General features: G+C 62.7%; 12 protein-coding genes. 6 read left to right on the top strand and 6 right to left on the bottom strand.

Going from position 1 to position 14,248, the window contains the following annotated elements:
• Window positions 1–10: 10 nt before the first annotated feature.
• The 3 genes from motA to flhD all read right to left on the bottom strand — a co-directional run bounded on the left by motA (window position 11) and on the right by flhD (window position 1,942).
• Window positions 11–886, bottom strand: coding sequence for a flagellar motor stator protein MotA (motA, locus tag AXYL_RS13585; RefSeq protein ID WP_013393371.1), 876 nt, complete (start codon window positions 884–886; stop codon window positions 11–13).
• Window positions 887–1,004: 118 nt separating this feature from the next.
• Entirely contained in the window at window positions 1,005–1,586 is a 582-nt protein-coding gene (gene flhC, locus AXYL_RS13580; protein ID WP_013393370.1) for a flagellar transcriptional regulator FlhC, read from the bottom strand.
• A gap of 32 nt (window positions 1,587–1,618) precedes the next feature.
• On the bottom strand, window positions 1,619–1,942 hold the full coding sequence (flhD, locus tag AXYL_RS13575; RefSeq protein WP_013393369.1) for a flagellar transcriptional regulator FlhD: 324 nt from the start codon (window positions 1,940–1,942) through the stop codon (window positions 1,619–1,621).
• A gap of 430 nt (window positions 1,943–2,372) precedes the next feature.
• Here flhD and AXYL_RS13570 point away from each other — a divergent pair, with 430 nt between their 5' ends.
• The 6 genes from AXYL_RS13570 (at window position 2,373) to AXYL_RS13545 (ending at window position 7,666) form a co-directional block, all read left to right on the top strand.
• The gene (locus AXYL_RS13570; protein ID WP_041655500.1) at window positions 2,373–3,128 is read left to right on the top strand and encodes an RNA polymerase sigma factor FliA; all 756 of its coding nucleotides are present in this window, start codon (window positions 2,373–2,375) and stop codon (window positions 3,126–3,128) included.
• Between the two features lie 459 nt (window positions 3,129–3,587).
• Window positions 3,588–5,078, top strand: coding sequence for a flagellin (locus tag AXYL_RS13565; RefSeq protein ID WP_013393367.1), 1,491 nt, complete (start codon window positions 3,588–3,590; stop codon window positions 5,076–5,078).
• A 412-nt stretch (window positions 5,079–5,490) separates the two neighbouring features.
• Complete coding sequence (locus tag AXYL_RS13560; protein ID WP_167555692.1) at window positions 5,491–6,294, top strand: hypothetical protein; 804 nt, start codon at window positions 5,491–5,493, stop codon at window positions 6,292–6,294.
• A gap of 397 nt (window positions 6,295–6,691) precedes the next feature.
• On the top strand, window positions 6,692–7,045 hold the full coding sequence (locus AXYL_RS13555; RefSeq protein ID WP_013393364.1) for a type II toxin-antitoxin system RelE/ParE family toxin: 354 nt from the start codon (window positions 6,692–6,694) through the stop codon (window positions 7,043–7,045).
• A 2-nt stretch (window positions 7,046–7,047) separates the two neighbouring features.
• Window positions 7,048–7,368 carry a helix-turn-helix domain-containing protein gene (locus AXYL_RS13550; RefSeq protein WP_013393363.1) on the top strand — a complete coding sequence of 107 codons (321 nt, stop codon included), beginning with the start codon at window positions 7,048–7,050 and terminating at the stop codon, window positions 7,366–7,368.
• Window positions 7,369–7,471: 103 nt separating this feature from the next.
• Window positions 7,472–7,666 carry a YjfB family protein gene (locus AXYL_RS13545; protein ID WP_013393362.1) on the top strand — a complete coding sequence of 65 codons (195 nt, stop codon included), beginning with the start codon at window positions 7,472–7,474 and terminating at the stop codon, window positions 7,664–7,666.
• 197 nt (window positions 7,667–7,863) lie between these two features.
• Here the strand turns inward: AXYL_RS13545 and lpdA are convergent, their stop codons facing one another.
• From lpdA to aceE, 3 genes are read right to left on the bottom strand one after another with little or no spacing between them, the layout of a single operon-like run.
• Complete coding sequence (gene lpdA / locus AXYL_RS13540) at window positions 7,864–9,639, bottom strand: dihydrolipoyl dehydrogenase (RefSeq protein WP_013393361.1); 1,776 nt, start codon at window positions 9,637–9,639, stop codon at window positions 7,864–7,866.
• Window positions 9,640–9,651: 12 nt separating this feature from the next.
• On the bottom strand, window positions 9,652–11,304 hold the full coding sequence (gene aceF / locus AXYL_RS13535) for a dihydrolipoyllysine-residue acetyltransferase (protein ID WP_013393360.1): 1,653 nt from the start codon (window positions 11,302–11,304) through the stop codon (window positions 9,652–9,654).
• Window positions 11,305–11,316: 12 nt separating this feature from the next.
• On the bottom strand, window positions 11,317–14,025 hold the full coding sequence (aceE, locus tag AXYL_RS13530; RefSeq protein WP_013393359.1) for a pyruvate dehydrogenase (acetyl-transferring), homodimeric type: 2,709 nt from the start codon (window positions 14,023–14,025) through the stop codon (window positions 11,317–11,319).
• Window positions 14,026–14,248 lie beyond the last annotated feature (223 nt).

Below are 14,248 nucleotides of genomic sequence, written 5' to 3'. Positions count from 1 at the left end.
GCCCGCTCCGTCAGGCCTTGCCGGTGGCGGTGGACTTGGCTTGCCGGACGTGTTCTTCCAGTTCACCGAAGGTCGGGCGCACGGCCGAGAACAGCACCTTGCGGCCGAATTCCACCGCCAGTTGCGGCGGATAGCCGTTCATGCTGGCCAGCAGCGTGGTCTTGATGCATTCCAGCACCTTGGTCGCTTCGTCGCTGCGGCGGTCGATGCGCGAGGCCAGCGGACCCACGAAGCCGTAAGCCAGCAGAATGCCCAGGAAGGTGCCGACCATGGCCTTGGAGATCAGGTCGCCCAGAATCGCCGGAGGCTGGTCCACGGCGGCCAGCGCCTTGATCACGCCCAGCACCGCCGCCACGATGCCGAAGGCCGGCAGGCCGTCGGCCATCTGTTGCAAGGCGCGCACGGGGACTTCGCGCTCGTGGCGGTAGGTCTCGATTTCCTCGTCCATGAGCGTCTCGATTTCGAAGGAGCTCATGTTGCCGCTGATCATGATGCGCAGGTAGTCCGTGATGAACTCCATGAGCTTGGCGTCTTTGGCGATGCGGGGATATTCGCTGAAGATCGGACTGGATTCCGGGTCTTCGATATGCGATTCGATGGCCATGAGCCCCTCGCGGCGCGCCTTGTTCAGCAGTACGTACAGAAGCGCCATCAGCTCCATGTAGACGTCCTTGCCATAGCGCGAGCTTTTCAGCGAGTCGGGTAGCGCGGCCTTGACCAGCATCAGCGACTTTTTGCTGTTGCTGGCGAGGAAAGCCCCGAAAGCCGCCCCGAAGATCAGCGTGAGTTCAAACGGCTGGTACAGCGCGCCCAAATGGCCGCCCAGCGCTATGAAGCTGCCGACGACCGACACGGCCACCACGAGAAAACCGATAACAATCAACACATCAGGCCCCTGCCAACGAAGTCTAAAACCGGCGTCAATGATCCCCTGTTCCCCTCGACCCAAAAAGGCGGGTTACGGGGGGTTTTCCAGGGCTTTTGATGTATTTGGATGCCGCCGGTCAGAGCCGGGCGGTATTCGCAACAGGCGCGGGGCGGGTGCCGGCGCGCGCCTTGGCCGCGGCGCGCGTCTTGCCGGCGCGGGGGGGCGGCCGGCAGATCGCGCACACGAAATCCGACTGGGGATCGTGGGCGTGGGCAATGAAATGCCCACCGCATTGGCGGCAGGCGGACATTTGCAGCATGCCGCTATCGAAAAAGCGCACCAGCATCCAGGCGCGCGTGAAGCTCAGGACGGGTTCTGCGCCTTCAGCGGCATCCGTGCCGGCGTTTTCGAGATAGAGACGATAGGCGTCGATGGTGGCGCGTATGCCCTTGCTGCTGGTGCGCGCATTCAGGAACGAATACACGTTGTAGAAGAGCGAGGAATGGATGTTCGGCAGCCAGGTCATGAACCAGTCAACCGAAAAGGGCAGCATGCCCTTGGGTGGCGAGCAGCCGCGGATTTCGCGGTACAGGCGCGCCAGGCGGTCATGGCTGAGGCTGGTTTCAGCCTCCAGCACCTGCAGCCGGGCTCCCAAAGTGATCATGGAGCTGGCAAGCAGAATGTCATCCGCTTCCTGCGAAACGCTCTTGGTGGCCATTACACGTGTTTCCGGAGGGAATGATCAGGCCGTCAGGCCAATTCTTCGACAGGCTGCTTGGCCAGCAGGATGGTTGCATGCGCTTGCTGCAGCGCACCACCCAGAACGTCATGGGTCAGGGCCGACAGCAGGCTGTAGTCATCGAAGCGGAAGCGGCACAGCAGCGAGCTGGAGCTTGCGAGCTTGACCAACTGCGCCGGCGAAAGGCGCATGAGGATGTCAGCAACCTCATTGCTGAATCCCAGGCGGAACATCGACGCCGCGTAGTCGTCGCGCAGCATGCGCTGCGCCAGTAACAAATAAGACAGATTCACTTCACGAATGTCTGTCAGCAATGAATTTTCGACTTGTTGCACGCCCAACTCCCTATTCCCTATCCCGCCGATGGGGGCTCATGTAAGCAAAAGCACCGGAATCCCGTTGCCTTCACGTCCGATACACCTTGCATTGATGCGAAATGTATCATTTGTTCGCAATTTAAGTAAAATTTACCACAGCTGATGTCATTTTCTATGACTTATATGACAAAACTTTGTTGATGTTGCGCAACTTACCTTTTCCGATACACCTTGACATATAAGTTTCGGACAAATTTACGTCAATTTGCCAAATAAGCATTCAAAACATTGCGTACTTTGAGGAATGAAACGGTGTTGTTTGCCGACAATGGCACCTTGCAGATCATTAAATCCACCTAGCTTTAGCTCAGCCGCGCGTTTGTCGACAATGTCGCAAATTGACAACAACAGCTTACGCGCCACGATGGACCCGCCCGACATTCCCGCAATGCCTCACGCAGATGACAGCCTGGTCGAATATGCCCCGCTAGTGCGGAAGCTGGCCCTGCAATTGCTCGCCCGGCTACCCGCCAGCGTAGAACTCGACGACCTGATACAAGCCGGCATGATTGGCCTGCTCGACGCCGTGCGCCGTTATCAGGAAACGGCTGACGCCCAGTTCGAGACCTATGCCACCACCCGCATCCGCGGCGCGATGCTGGACGAACTGCGCGGCCAGGACTGGCTGCCCCGTAGCGTCCGCGCCAAGGCGCGCAAGATCGAACAGGCCATCCAGCAGCTCGAACAGCGTTTGATGCGCGCGCCAAGCGAAGCCGAAATCGCGCAACAACTCGACATGCCGCTGGGCGACTACCAATCGCTATTGCACGACGCCCAAGGCGTTCAGATCGTGCACTACGAGGACTTCGCCACCGAACCCGACTCGGCCAGCGGCCAATCCGACTGGGCTGCCACGCTGAACCATGGCGCAGCTGGCGGCAATCCGCTGGATTCGCTTCTGGCCGGCGACTTCCGCCAGGCGCTGGTCCACGCCATCGACTCCCTCCCCGAGCGTGAAAAACTGCTGTTGTCGCTTTGCTACGAACAGGGGCTGAACCTGAAGGAAATTGGCGCGATCCTCAATGTGACCGAGGCGCGGGTATGCCAGTTGCGGTCGCAGGCGACCGCGCGAATTCGGGTGAAGCTGAAGGAACAGGCGTGGCAGGAATTGCCCCAGGATGGGCAGATTGCGCAGGTGATATAGATAGGCGCTGGCCGCGCGCCTATGAGGAATTCCTTACACCGCCACACTTGACCACGGAAGGCTCCCAACATGACGGACGCACATTGCGTCCGTTTCACATTGCGCGCCAGCTATAGATGAAGGATCGTGGACAAGCGCGCCATACATTCTTCCGAATAGGAGAACAGCATGCTTCCGGGTGGAAGAGCGGCGCACATGGGCGCTCCCGTGATGAGCGCCCCTATATGTAAGCATCGCGACGTGCGTCGGCGCAGCCGAGGCTGAACGGCCGCCCCATCCCATCCAGATCAAAGAAAAATCCCGACTTTCGCGAAATAGCGCTAAAGATTGATTTTGGACTGCCGTAATCCTGGCAACGGAGAGATTCCTAGACACGAAGTCGACGAACTTTCCCGTTAACACCAGTGGGCGGCCTTGCTGCCCAGTTTGAAGAAGCCTTTCTCTCTTGGGAGCCTGAACATGGCTGCAGTCATCAATACCAACTACCTCTCGCTGGTTGCTCAAAACAACCTGACGAAGTCCCAATCGACCCTGGGCAGCGCCATCGAGCGCTTGTCGTCGGGTCTGCGCATCAACAGCGCCAAGGACGACGCCGCCGGCCAAGCCATCGCCAACCGCTTCACCGCGAACGTCAAGGGCCTGACCCAAGCCGCCCGCAACGCCAACGATGGCATCTCGATCGCTCAAACGACCGAAGGCGCCCTGAACGAAATCAACAACAACCTGCAGCGCGTGCGCCAACTGGCCGTGCAAGCCAGCACCGGCACGAACTCCACGTCCGATCTGGATTCGATCCAGGCTGAAATCGAACAGCGTCTGGGCGAAATCGACCGCGTGTCGGGCCAAACCCAATTCAACGGCGTGCGCGTCCTGGCTTCGGACAACACCCTGACGGTTCAAGTCGGCGCGAACGACAACGAAACCATCACGATCGACCTGAAGGAAATCACCAAGGGCACCCTGGGTCTGGGCAACTTCACGGTCGCTGGCGACAAGCAAGCTACCGTCGATAACATGGTCAAGGACTTCGGTGCCACGGGTTATTCGTCGTACTCGGGTACCACCGTCGCAAACTTGCGCGTTGATGTGCAATCGGGTGCAGTTACGTCTGGCGCCGCGACCGCAGTCTATGTCAGCGCCACGACTGGTGCCCTGACCACCACCGCCGGCAATACTGTTGCTAAGGCTGGTGGCGCTGGCAGTGCCGACGAAGCATTTGCGGCCGCATTCGCAGGCAAGACGCAGGGTGCGGCGGCAACGATTGGTGGCGTGACTTGGACCAAAACCGACGCTCCGAACAATGCTAACGGCAACGGTACGTTTACTGCCACGATCGACGGTAAGCAGTTGACGGTCACCGTTACGGGCTCGAGCGCTGCCGCTGGCACCGGTGCAAGCATGGCTGTTTCCGGTGGCGGCCTGTACATGGACGCTGCCACCTACGGCGCTGCAGTCAAGTTCACGACCCACGCCACGAATGAAAACGCAACTGCCGCAGCTGTCGTAGCCGCTGGTGGAACCAAGACCGGTGCCACTCTGGATATCGGTGGCACAGCATACGACGTGGACAGCTCCGGTACTGTAAAGGCCAATGCGACCGGCAATGTAATGTATGTGCAGAACGACGGCAAGCCGAGCAAGAAGCTGATCGACAGCACCCTGGCCCAACAGCCTTCGCGCGATCCGCTGGCCAAGCTCGACGCAGCCCTGGCTTCGGTGGACCAATTGCGTAGCGGCCTGGGCGCTGTCCAGAACCGTTTCGAATCGACCGTCGCCAACCTGAACAACACGGTGAACAACCTGTCCGCCGCTCGTTCGCGTATCGAAGACGCTGACTACGCCACGGAAGTGTCGAACATGACCAAGGCGCAGATCCTGCAACAAGCCGGTACCTCGGTTCTGGCGCAAGCCAACCAAGTGCCGCAATCCGTCCTGTCGCTGCTGCGTTAATCACGCAGCAACACCTGACGGTCGGGTAGACGCGGAGCCTCTGGGCTCTGCCCTCCCGGCACCGACCAAGGGCCCTCACGCCCTTGTCGAGACAAACAAGCCGGCATCCGCCGGCTTGTTTCTTTTCTTCCGGCTTGCCGCTCGCATGCCATGCTGGCGCAATTTATTCGTTGCGGGCATGAGAAAGCATCAGCCCGGTGCCGCTTCAAACACACCGTCGAGCTGTGCATACGCCCCAGTCCCAATCAAGCACCTTTTTTTCGGACTGTTCCCCTTTTTCACTCCCTCCAATTGCCTCATACTCGCGTCTGCACGCTTTTGTATCTATTGTTTTCACAACATGACCGCGACGCCCCCCGATCCACTCGCTACGCAGCACGGCAGCACCCCGGATCCCGATACCCAGGCGCCGATGGATGAGCAGACCCTGCGTCTGCGCGAAGAGAACCGTGCCCTGCGCGAATTGCTGGCTGCGCAGGCGCAAGCCGCCCCCACTCCACAGGCACCCGGTCCGCTGCGGCGGATGTTCTGGTGGTTGATTTCGGCGCCAGGTGCCGCACTGGTTAGCTGGCGCGCCCTGGTGGGACGCGAAGACGCGCGGCCGATCACGGGTAGGCGCGTGGGCTATGCCACGTTGACCGTGCTGTATACGCTGGCGATCTACGGCGCGCTGGTGCTGTTGGTGGTGTCGTGGAGTTCGCCGAATACGACGGTTTCCGGCGCCACGGCGGCCGGTCCCGTACGGGTACCTCTGACGCCCGCAGCAACGGCAACGCCGCACGCTGAACCCGTAATCGTTCAGCCAGAACTGACGTCGGTTGCAGTGCCAGTGCCAGTGCAGATTCCGGCCTCGGATTCCGATTCGGGTTCGGAGTCGGGCTCGGGGGACTCCCGACCTGAGCCCAGCCCCGCGCCAGAGCCAACGCCTGCTGAACCCCAAGCCGTTCCGTCTGCACAGTCCGAGCACGCAGCAGTGCTGCGCGCGGCAGCCAGCACGACGGACACGACAAGCGCCGCACCCCGCTCTACCCTGCGCGTGACCGAGATCCCCGCCGAAGATCCCATGGCCTGGGTCGAAGCACTGAAAAGCGAGCTGGCGCGTTGCGCAACGCTGGGGTTCTTTGAACGCCCCGACTGCGCATGGGCAGCACGCAAGCAGTTTTGCGAGCCCAATCGCGCGTGGGGCGCCATCCAGGAATGCCCGAACCGGCCGTGATGGCGCGGGCTTGGCCGCGTTCCTACCCCGTTCTTGCTGCGATCTAGTTCAAGACTACTGCTAGCGGCCGTCTCGCCGCACCGAAGCTCCATTGCATAGCTTGAACCAGGTGTGAGCCTGACCCGGCCAGCGGGGACAGGCACCGAGGCCACGTCGCAACAGGCGACAGCCCGCCCCCCTTGCTGGGCCAGTGCTGAAACCATCCCTGTCCGCCACAACGCTGGACCACAAGCGCCTATCCTGCCTGCTGCAAGGCGCTTATGGCCGCAGCCATGGCAAGACTCAGCCGCACACCTTCCCTACGTCCACTCCTGCGCCAGATCGTTCTGGCCTAGCACTTCAATACTCGATCAATAACGTCGACGACTTGTTGTTTATATCTGAACGGATATAATTAATGGAAAGAAAGCTGCTCTACTGGGAAGGCTCCGCCAAGAAGGACTTCAAGAAATTCCCGATCGAAGTTCAGAAGGATCTGGGTGTAGCGCTGTTTGTCGTCCAACTGGGTGGCACGCCGGTCTCGGCCAAGCCGTGGAAAGGACTGGGCTCGCGGGTGTATGAGCTGGTCGATGACTACCTTGGCGATACCTTCCGGGCGGTTTATACGGTGCGCATCGGGGATACCGTCCATGTGCTGCATGCTTTCCAGAAGAAGTCCAAGTCCGGCATCGCCACGCCGCAGCCGGACATCGCGCTCATCGAGAAGCGCTTGAAGGCGGTATTGGCCAGGCATGAGTCCGGCAGGAGCTAGCAATGACACGCAAAGAACATTCCCCAGGCACCGACAACGTCTTGCTGGACCTCGGTTTCGAGGACGCCGCCGAACTGTCGGCCAAGGCGGCCTTGGCGCTCAAGCTCAATGAATTGATCGATCAGCGCGGGCTCAGCCAGATCGAAGCCGCTGCGATTACGGGCATGACCCAGCCCAAGGTTTCGCAGATTCGCCGCTACAAGCTGCAGAACATCTCGCTGGAACGCTTGATGCGGGCCTTGGTGTCGCTGGATCAGCATGTGGAGATCGTGGTGGAGCCGGCGCGGCGGGCGCATGCGCCGGGGATTACCGTTGCCGCGTGAATATCGGTTTTCGCAGGCCAGGATTCTCGTGCATTGCGCCCCAGTCCACGCGATAATCCCGTGTCGGCCTGAACCGCCTTCCACACACTAGGACACCCCGAGCATGGACGCTTCGATCAGCAGTACCGTCAATACCGCCCTGGCTTTGCAGGACGCGAATGTCATGCAGGAAGTGCAGGCCCGCGTGCTGAAGAAGGCGCTCAACGCGCAGGCGGATACGGCCTTGACGCTGATGCAGTCGCTGCCCGTGCTGGCGGTGGATGCGACGCTGGGTTCGCGCATCGATACGCACGCCTGAGCCTCGCCAAGCAGGCTCAGCAGCAAGACAGGCAAGACCGTCGCTTTTCCGCCTCGGTGGAGCACGGCCTGCCCTCCAGGAAATCACGACTGTTGCGCTAGCAGCGCGCAGGCAATAAAAAGCGCCGGACCCTTTGCAGGGCCGGCGCTTTTGCTTTGCGCGAGCAGACGGCCGTCCACGGACGGGCGCCTCGCGCCTTACTTCTTCTTCATCGGCGGCAAGTCGGTGCAGACGCCTTCGGCGACTTCGGCAGCCATACCCACCGATTCACCCAGGGTCGGGTGCGGGTGGATGGTCTTGGCGATGTCGACGACGTCCGCGCCCATTTCCACGGCCAGGGCCAGTTCGCTGATCAGGTCGCCGGCGTGGGTGCCGACGATGCTGCCGCCCAGGATGCGATGCGTTTCCGCGTCGAAGATGAGCTTGGTGAAGCCTTCGTCGCGGCCATTGGCGATGGCGCGGCCGGAGGCGGCCCAGGGGAACACGCCCTTCTCGATCTTGATGCCCTGCTTCTTGGCTTCGTCCTCGGTCAGGCCGACCCAGGCCACTTCCGGATCGGTGTAGGCCACCGACGGAATGACGCGAGCGTCGAAGAAGGACTTCTGGCCTGCGGCGGCTTCGGCGGCAACGTGGCCTTCATGCACCGCCTTGTGGGCCAGCATGGGCTGGCCGACGATGTCGCCGATGGCGTAGATGTGCGGCACGTTGGTGCGCATCTGGCGATCGACCTCGATAAAACCGCGGTCGGTCACAGCGATGCCCGCCTTGTCGGCGCCGATCTTCTTGCCGTTGGGGCTGCGGCCCACGGCCTGCAGCACCAGATCGTAGCGTTGCGGCTCCTTGGGAGCGCCTTCGCCTTCGAAGCTGACGTAGATGCCGTCCTTCTTGGCTTCCGCGCCCACGGTCTTGGTCTTCAACATGATGTTGTCGAAGCGGTAGGCGTTCTTCTTCTGCCATACCTTGACCAGGTCGCGGTCGGCGCCCTGCATCAGGCCGTCCAGCATTTCCACCACGTCCAGGCGCGCGCCCAGCGTGGAGTACACCGTGCCCATTTCCAGGCCGATGATGCCGCCGCCGACGATGAGCATCTTCTTGGGCACTTCACGCAGCAGCAAGGCGCCGGTGGAGTCGACGATGCGGTCGTCCTGGGGCAGGAACGGCAGCTTCACCGACTGGCTGCCGGCGGCGATGATGGCCTGCTTGAAGCGCAGGGTCTGAGTCTTGCCGTCGGCGGCCTTGACGGTCAGGTGGTTGGGGTCGGCAAATTCGCCCACGCCATGCACCACGGTGACCTTGCGCGCCTTGGCCATACCGGCGAGGCCGCCGGTCAGCTTGGCGACCACGCTGTCCTTGTAGCCGCGCAGCTTGTCCAGGTCGATCTTGGGCTCGCCGAAGCTGATGCCGTGGGCAGCCAGCTCGCGGGCTTCGTCGATGATGGCGGCGTTGTGCAGCAGCGCCTTGGACGGAATGCAGCCCACGTTCAGGCAGACGCCGCCCAGGGTGTCGTAGCGTTCCACCAGGACCACGGACAGGCCCAGGTCGGCGGCGCGGAAGGCGGCGGAGTAGCCGCCGGGGCCAGCGCCCAGCACCAGCATGTCGTACTCGCCGTCGGCCGAGCCCTTGAAGCTGGCCGCGGCGGGCGCGGCGGCCGGAGCCGCAGCGGCCTGCTTGGGCGCCTCGGCAGCCTTGGGGGCTTCCTTGGCGGCCGGCGCGGCGGCTGCGGGGGCACCCGCTGCGGCTTCTACTTCCAGCACGACCGCGCCTTCGGCGACCTTGTCGCCGACCTTCACGTTGATGGACTTCACCACGCCGCCCTGCGACGCGGGGATTTCCATCGAGGCCTTGTCGGACTCGACGGTGATCAGGCTTTGCTCAGGCTTGATCGTGTCGCCCACGGCGACCAGCACTTCGATGACTTCCACTTCCTTGAAGTCGCCGATGTCCGGCACTTTGATTTGAACGGTATTGCTCATGGGGCTCCCCGTTTACAGCGCGATGCGGCGGAAGTCGGCCAGCAAGGCGCCCAGATAGGCGTTGAAGCGCGCGGCGGAGGCGCCGTCGATGACGCGGTGGTCGTACGACAGCGACAGCGGCACGATCAGGCGCGGCACGAACTGCTTGCCGTCCCACACGGGCTTGTGCGCGGAACGCGACACGCCCAGGATGGCCACTTCAGGAGCGTTGATGATGGGCGTGAACGAGGTGCCGCCGATGCCGCCCAGGGACGAGATCGAGAAGCAGCCGCCCTGCATGTCGGCGGGCGAGATCTTGCCGTCGCGCGCCTTCTTGGACAGGTCGGTCATTTCCTGGGCGATCTGCAGAATGCCCTTCTTGTCGGCATCGCGGATCACGGGCACTACCAGCCCGTTGGGCGTGTCGGCGGCAAAACCGATGTGGTAGTACTGCTTGAGCACCAGGTTGTCGCCGTCCAGCGAGGCGTTGAACTCGGGGAACTTCTTCAGGGCCGCGACCACGGCCTTGATCAGGAAGGCCAGCATCGTGACCTTGATGCCCGACTTCTCGTTTTCCTTGTTCAGCGTGACGCGCAGCGCTTCCAGGTCGGTGATGTCCGCTTCGTCGTTGTTGGTGACGTGCGGGATCATGACCCAGTTGCGGTGCAGGTTCGCGCCGGAAATCTTCTTGATGCGCGACAGCGGCTTGGCTTCGATCGGGCCGAACTTGGTGAAGTCGACCTTCGGCCACGGCAGCAGGCCCAGCGCGGCGCCATCGGCCGAACCGCCCGCGGCGGCCGTCGGGCCGGCAGCCAGCGCCTGCTTGACGAAACCGCGCACGTCGTCGGCGGTGATGCGGTCCTTGGGACCGGAGCCCTTGACCTTGCTCAGGTTCACGCCCAGTTCGCGCGCGAACTTGCGCACCGAGGGTGAAGCGTGCGGCAGTTGGCCCGGCTTGAGATCGGCGTCTTCGAGCGCGGCGGCGGGCGCCGGACGCTGCGCGGCAGGCGCCGGCGCAACCTCGGCCTTGGCCGCGGGTGCAGCGGCGGCTTCAGCCTTGGCGGCCGGAGCCGGCGCGGCTGAAGCGGCGGCGGGCGCGGCGCCCTCCACCACGACCACGACCGAGCCCTTGGCGACCTTGTCGCCAACCTTGACCTTCACTTCCTTGACCACGCCGCCTTGCGAGGCGGGGATTTCCATCGAGGCCTTGTCGGACTCGACGGTGATCAGGCTTTGCTCGGCCTTGATCGTATCGCCCACCGCGACCATGATTTCGATGACTTCGACTTCCTTGAAGTCGCCGATGTCCGGCACTTCGATGTTGACCGGACCGCTGGCGGCAGCCGGCGCAGCCGGCGCGGCGGTGGCCGGCTGCGGGGCAGCCTTGGCTTCGGCCTTGGGAGCCTCTGCCTTGGCCGGCGCAGCTGCGGGGGCTGCAGCCTCGCCCGCCGCTTCCACTTCCAGCACGACCGTGCCTTCGGCAACCTTGTCGCCCACCTTCACGCTGATCGACTTCACCACGCCGCCTTGCGACGCGGGGATTTCCATCGAGGCCTTGTCGGATTCGACGGTAATCAGGCTTTGTTCGGCCTTGATCGTGTCGCCCACCGCCACCAGCACTTCGATGACTTCCACTTCCTTGAAGTCGCCAATGTCGGGAACCTTGATTTGCACGATGTTGCTCATGTCTCTTTACCCTCAGGCGTATTGCGGGTTGGCTTTGTTCGGATTGATGCCGTACTTCTTGATGGCTTCGGCCACCTTGGCGACCGGCACCTTGCCTTCGTCGGCCAGCGCGCGCAGCGCGGCGACCACGACGAAGTGGCGGTCCACTTCGAAGTGCTCGCGCAGCTTCGAGCGGAAATCCGAGCGGCCGAAACCGTCGGTGCCCAGCACCTTGTATTCGCGGCCCTTGGGCACGAACGGACGGATCTGGTCGGCGAAGAGCTTCATGTAGTCGGTCGACGCGATGATCGGGCCTTCCGTCTTGGCCAGCTGTTCCGTGACGTAAGCCACCTGCGGCTTCTTCTCGTCGGGGTGCAGCATGTTGTGGCGTTCGGCGTCCAGGCCGTTGCGGCGCAGTTCCGTGAAGCTGGTGACGCTCCACAGGTCCGAAGCCACGCCCCAGTCGGCTTCCAGCAGTCCCTGCGCGGCCATGACTTCGCGCAGGATCGTGCCCGAGCCCATCAGCTGCACGCGGTTCTTGCCCTTGCCGTGCGACTTGAGCTTGTACATGCCCTTGATGATGCCTTCCTCGTCGCCCTGGGTCAGACCGGGCTGCGGGTAGTTTTCGTTCATCACCGTCAGGTAGTAGTAGACGTTTTCCTGGTCTTCCACCATGCGCTTCAAACCATGCTGGATGATCACGGCCAGTTCATGGCCGAAGGTCGGGTCGTACGAGACGCAGTTCGGGATGGTCGACGCCAGGATGTGGCTGTGGCCGTCTTCGTGCTGCAGGCCTTCGCCGTTGAGCGTGGTACGCCCGGCGGTGCCGCCCAGCAGGAAGCCGCGCGCCTGCATGTCGCCAGCCGCCCAGGCCAGGTCGCCGATGCGCTGGAACCCGAACATCGAGTAGTAGATGAAGAACGGGATCATGATGCGGTTGTTCGAGGAGTACGACGTGGCCGCCGCAATCCAGGAGCTCATCGCGCCCGCTTCGTTGATGCCTTCCTGCAGGAGCTGGCCGTCGGCCGCTTCCTTGTAGTACATGACCTGGTCCTTGTCGACCGGGGTGTACTTCTGGCCTTCTGGCGCGTAGATGCCGATCTGGCGGAACAGGCCTTCCATGCCGAAGGTGCGCGATTCGTCGGCCAGGATCGGCACGACGCGCGGACCCAGTTCCTTGTCGCGCAGCACCTGGTTCAGGATGCGCACGAAGGCCTGGGTGGTGGAGATTTCACGGCCTTCGGCGGTGGGCTCCAGCACGGCCTTGAAGGCGTCCAGCGCCGGGGCCTTGAGATGCTCGTCGGCCTTGGCGCGGCGGCGCGGCAGGTAGCCGCCCAGCGCGGCGCGGCGCTCGTGCAGGTACTTCATTTCGGGCGAGTCTTCGGCCGGCTTGAAGTACGGCAGGTCTTCCAGCTTGTCGTCCGGGATCGGGATGCCGAAACGGTCGCGGAATTCGCGGATCGAGTCCAGCTCCAGCTTCTTCTGCTGGTGGGTCGGGTTCTTGGCCTGGCCGACGTGGCCCATGCCGTAGCCCTTGATGGTCTTGGCCAGGATGACGGTGGGCTGGCCCTCGTGGGTGGCGGCGGCGTTGAACGCGGCGTACACCTTGTGGGGGTCATGGCCGCCGCGGTTCAGGCGCCAGATGTCTTCGTCGCTCATGCGCGACACGGCTTCCAGCAGCTTGGGGTGCTTGCCGAAGAAGTGTTCGCGCACGAACTTGCCGTCGTTGGCCTTGTACGCCTGGTACTCGCCGTCGACCGTGTCTTCCATGATCTGGCGCAGGATGCCTTCCTTGTCGTGCGCCAGCAGCGGATCCCAGTAGCCGCCCCAGATCAGCTTGATCACGTTCCAGCCCGAGCCGCGGAAGTCGCCTTCGAGCTCCTGGATGATCTTGCCGTTGCCGCGCACCGGACCGTCCAGGCGCTGCAGGTTGCAGTTGATGACGAAAATCAGGTTGTCCAGTTTTTCGCGCGCGGCCAGGGCGATGGCGCCCAGCGATTCGGGCTCGTCCATTTCACCGTCGCCGCAGAACACCCAGACCTTGCGATTGCTGGTGTCGGCGATGCCGCGGGCGTGCAGGTACTTCAGGAAACGGGCCTGGTAGATGGCCATCAGCGGGCCCAGGCCCATCGATACGGTCGGGAACTGCCAGAAGTCCGGCATCAGCTTCGGATGCGGGTACGAGGACAGGCCCTTGCCGTCCACTTCCTGGCGGAAGTGGTTCAGCTGGTCTTCGGTCAGGCGGCCTTCGAGGTAGGCGCGGCCGTACATGCCGGGCGAGGTGTGGCCCTGGAAGTACACCAGGTCGCCGCCGTGGTTTTCGTCTTCGGCGTGCCAGAAATGGTTCTGGCCGCAGCCGATCATGGTGGCCAGGGAGGCGAAGGAGGCGATGTGGCCGCCCAGGTCGCCGCCGTCCGGCGGGTTGTGCTTGTTGGCCTTGACCACCATGGCCATGGCGTTCCAGCGCACGTACGAGCGGATGCGCGATTCCAGTTCCAGGTTGCCCGGGTGGGCCGGCTCCAGGCCGGGAGGAATCGTGTTGACGTAGGCGGTGTTGGGCGAGAACGGGATATGCGCGCCGGAACGGCGCGCTTCGTCGATCAGGCGTTCGAGCAGATAGTGGGCGCGCTGCGGTCCTTCACGATCAAGGACTGCCGCCAGGGCTTCGAGCCACTCCTGGGTTTCAAGGGTGTCTTCGTCGTTGGCAGCCTGCACGGCGCCAGCCTGGGCGAAAGAGGACATCGTGTGTCTCCTATTGGGTTTGTTCGTGACCGCACCCGCTTATTTATCTACTCGCGGACCTTGCATGGTAGCCGGGATCATCCGGGCTACCATGCAAGGCATGGGTCGGGGTGTTCTAGAGACCTGCTACTGGGTCGGTTCCCTATCAGCGGGCATTCTAAGAAAGAAGGTTAACCGGTCGCAAGAAAAATTTCATGTTGCGGTACGGCATTTCATAATGCGG

Origin of the sequence: Achromobacter xylosoxidans A8 (assembly GCF_000165835.1) — a bacterium.
GTDB classification, from domain to species: domain Bacteria; phylum Pseudomonadota; class Gammaproteobacteria; order Burkholderiales; family Burkholderiaceae_B; genus Achromobacter; species Achromobacter xylosoxidans_B.
Note: the sequence above shows the minus strand (reverse complement) of the source record. Positions and strands in the feature narration are given on the sequence as shown.

Excerpts from the sequence above, each read along its gene's own strand:
- lpdA (WP_013393361.1), bottom strand. The coding sequence starts at position 9,639 with ATGAGCAATACCGTTCAAATCAAAGTGCCGGACATCGGCGACTTCAAG.
- AXYL_RS13560 (WP_167555692.1), top strand. The coding sequence starts at position 5,491 with ATGGATGAGCAGACCCTGCGTCTGCGCGAAGAGAACCGTGCCCTGCGC.
- aceF (WP_013393360.1), bottom strand. The coding sequence starts at position 11,304 with ATGAGCAACATCGTGCAAATCAAGGTTCCCGACATTGGCGACTTCAAG.
- AXYL_RS13570 (WP_041655500.1), top strand. The coding sequence starts at position 2,373 with ATGCCTCACGCAGATGACAGCCTGGTCGAATATGCCCCGCTAGTGCGG.
- flhC (WP_013393370.1), bottom strand. The coding sequence starts at position 1,586 with ATGGCCACCAAGAGCGTTTCGCAGGAAGCGGATGACATTCTGCTTGCC.
- AXYL_RS13555 (WP_013393364.1), top strand. The coding sequence starts at position 6,692 with ATGGAAAGAAAGCTGCTCTACTGGGAAGGCTCCGCCAAGAAGGACTTC.
- AXYL_RS13545 (WP_013393362.1), top strand. The coding sequence starts at position 7,472 with ATGGACGCTTCGATCAGCAGTACCGTCAATACCGCCCTGGCTTTGCAG.
- aceE (WP_013393359.1), bottom strand. The coding sequence starts at position 14,025 with ATGTCCTCTTTCGCCCAGGCTGGCGCCGTGCAGGCTGCCAACGACGAA.
- AXYL_RS13550 (WP_013393363.1), top strand. The coding sequence starts at position 7,048 with ATGACACGCAAAGAACATTCCCCAGGCACCGACAACGTCTTGCTGGAC.
- AXYL_RS13565 (WP_013393367.1), top strand. The coding sequence starts at position 3,588 with ATGGCTGCAGTCATCAATACCAACTACCTCTCGCTGGTTGCTCAAAAC.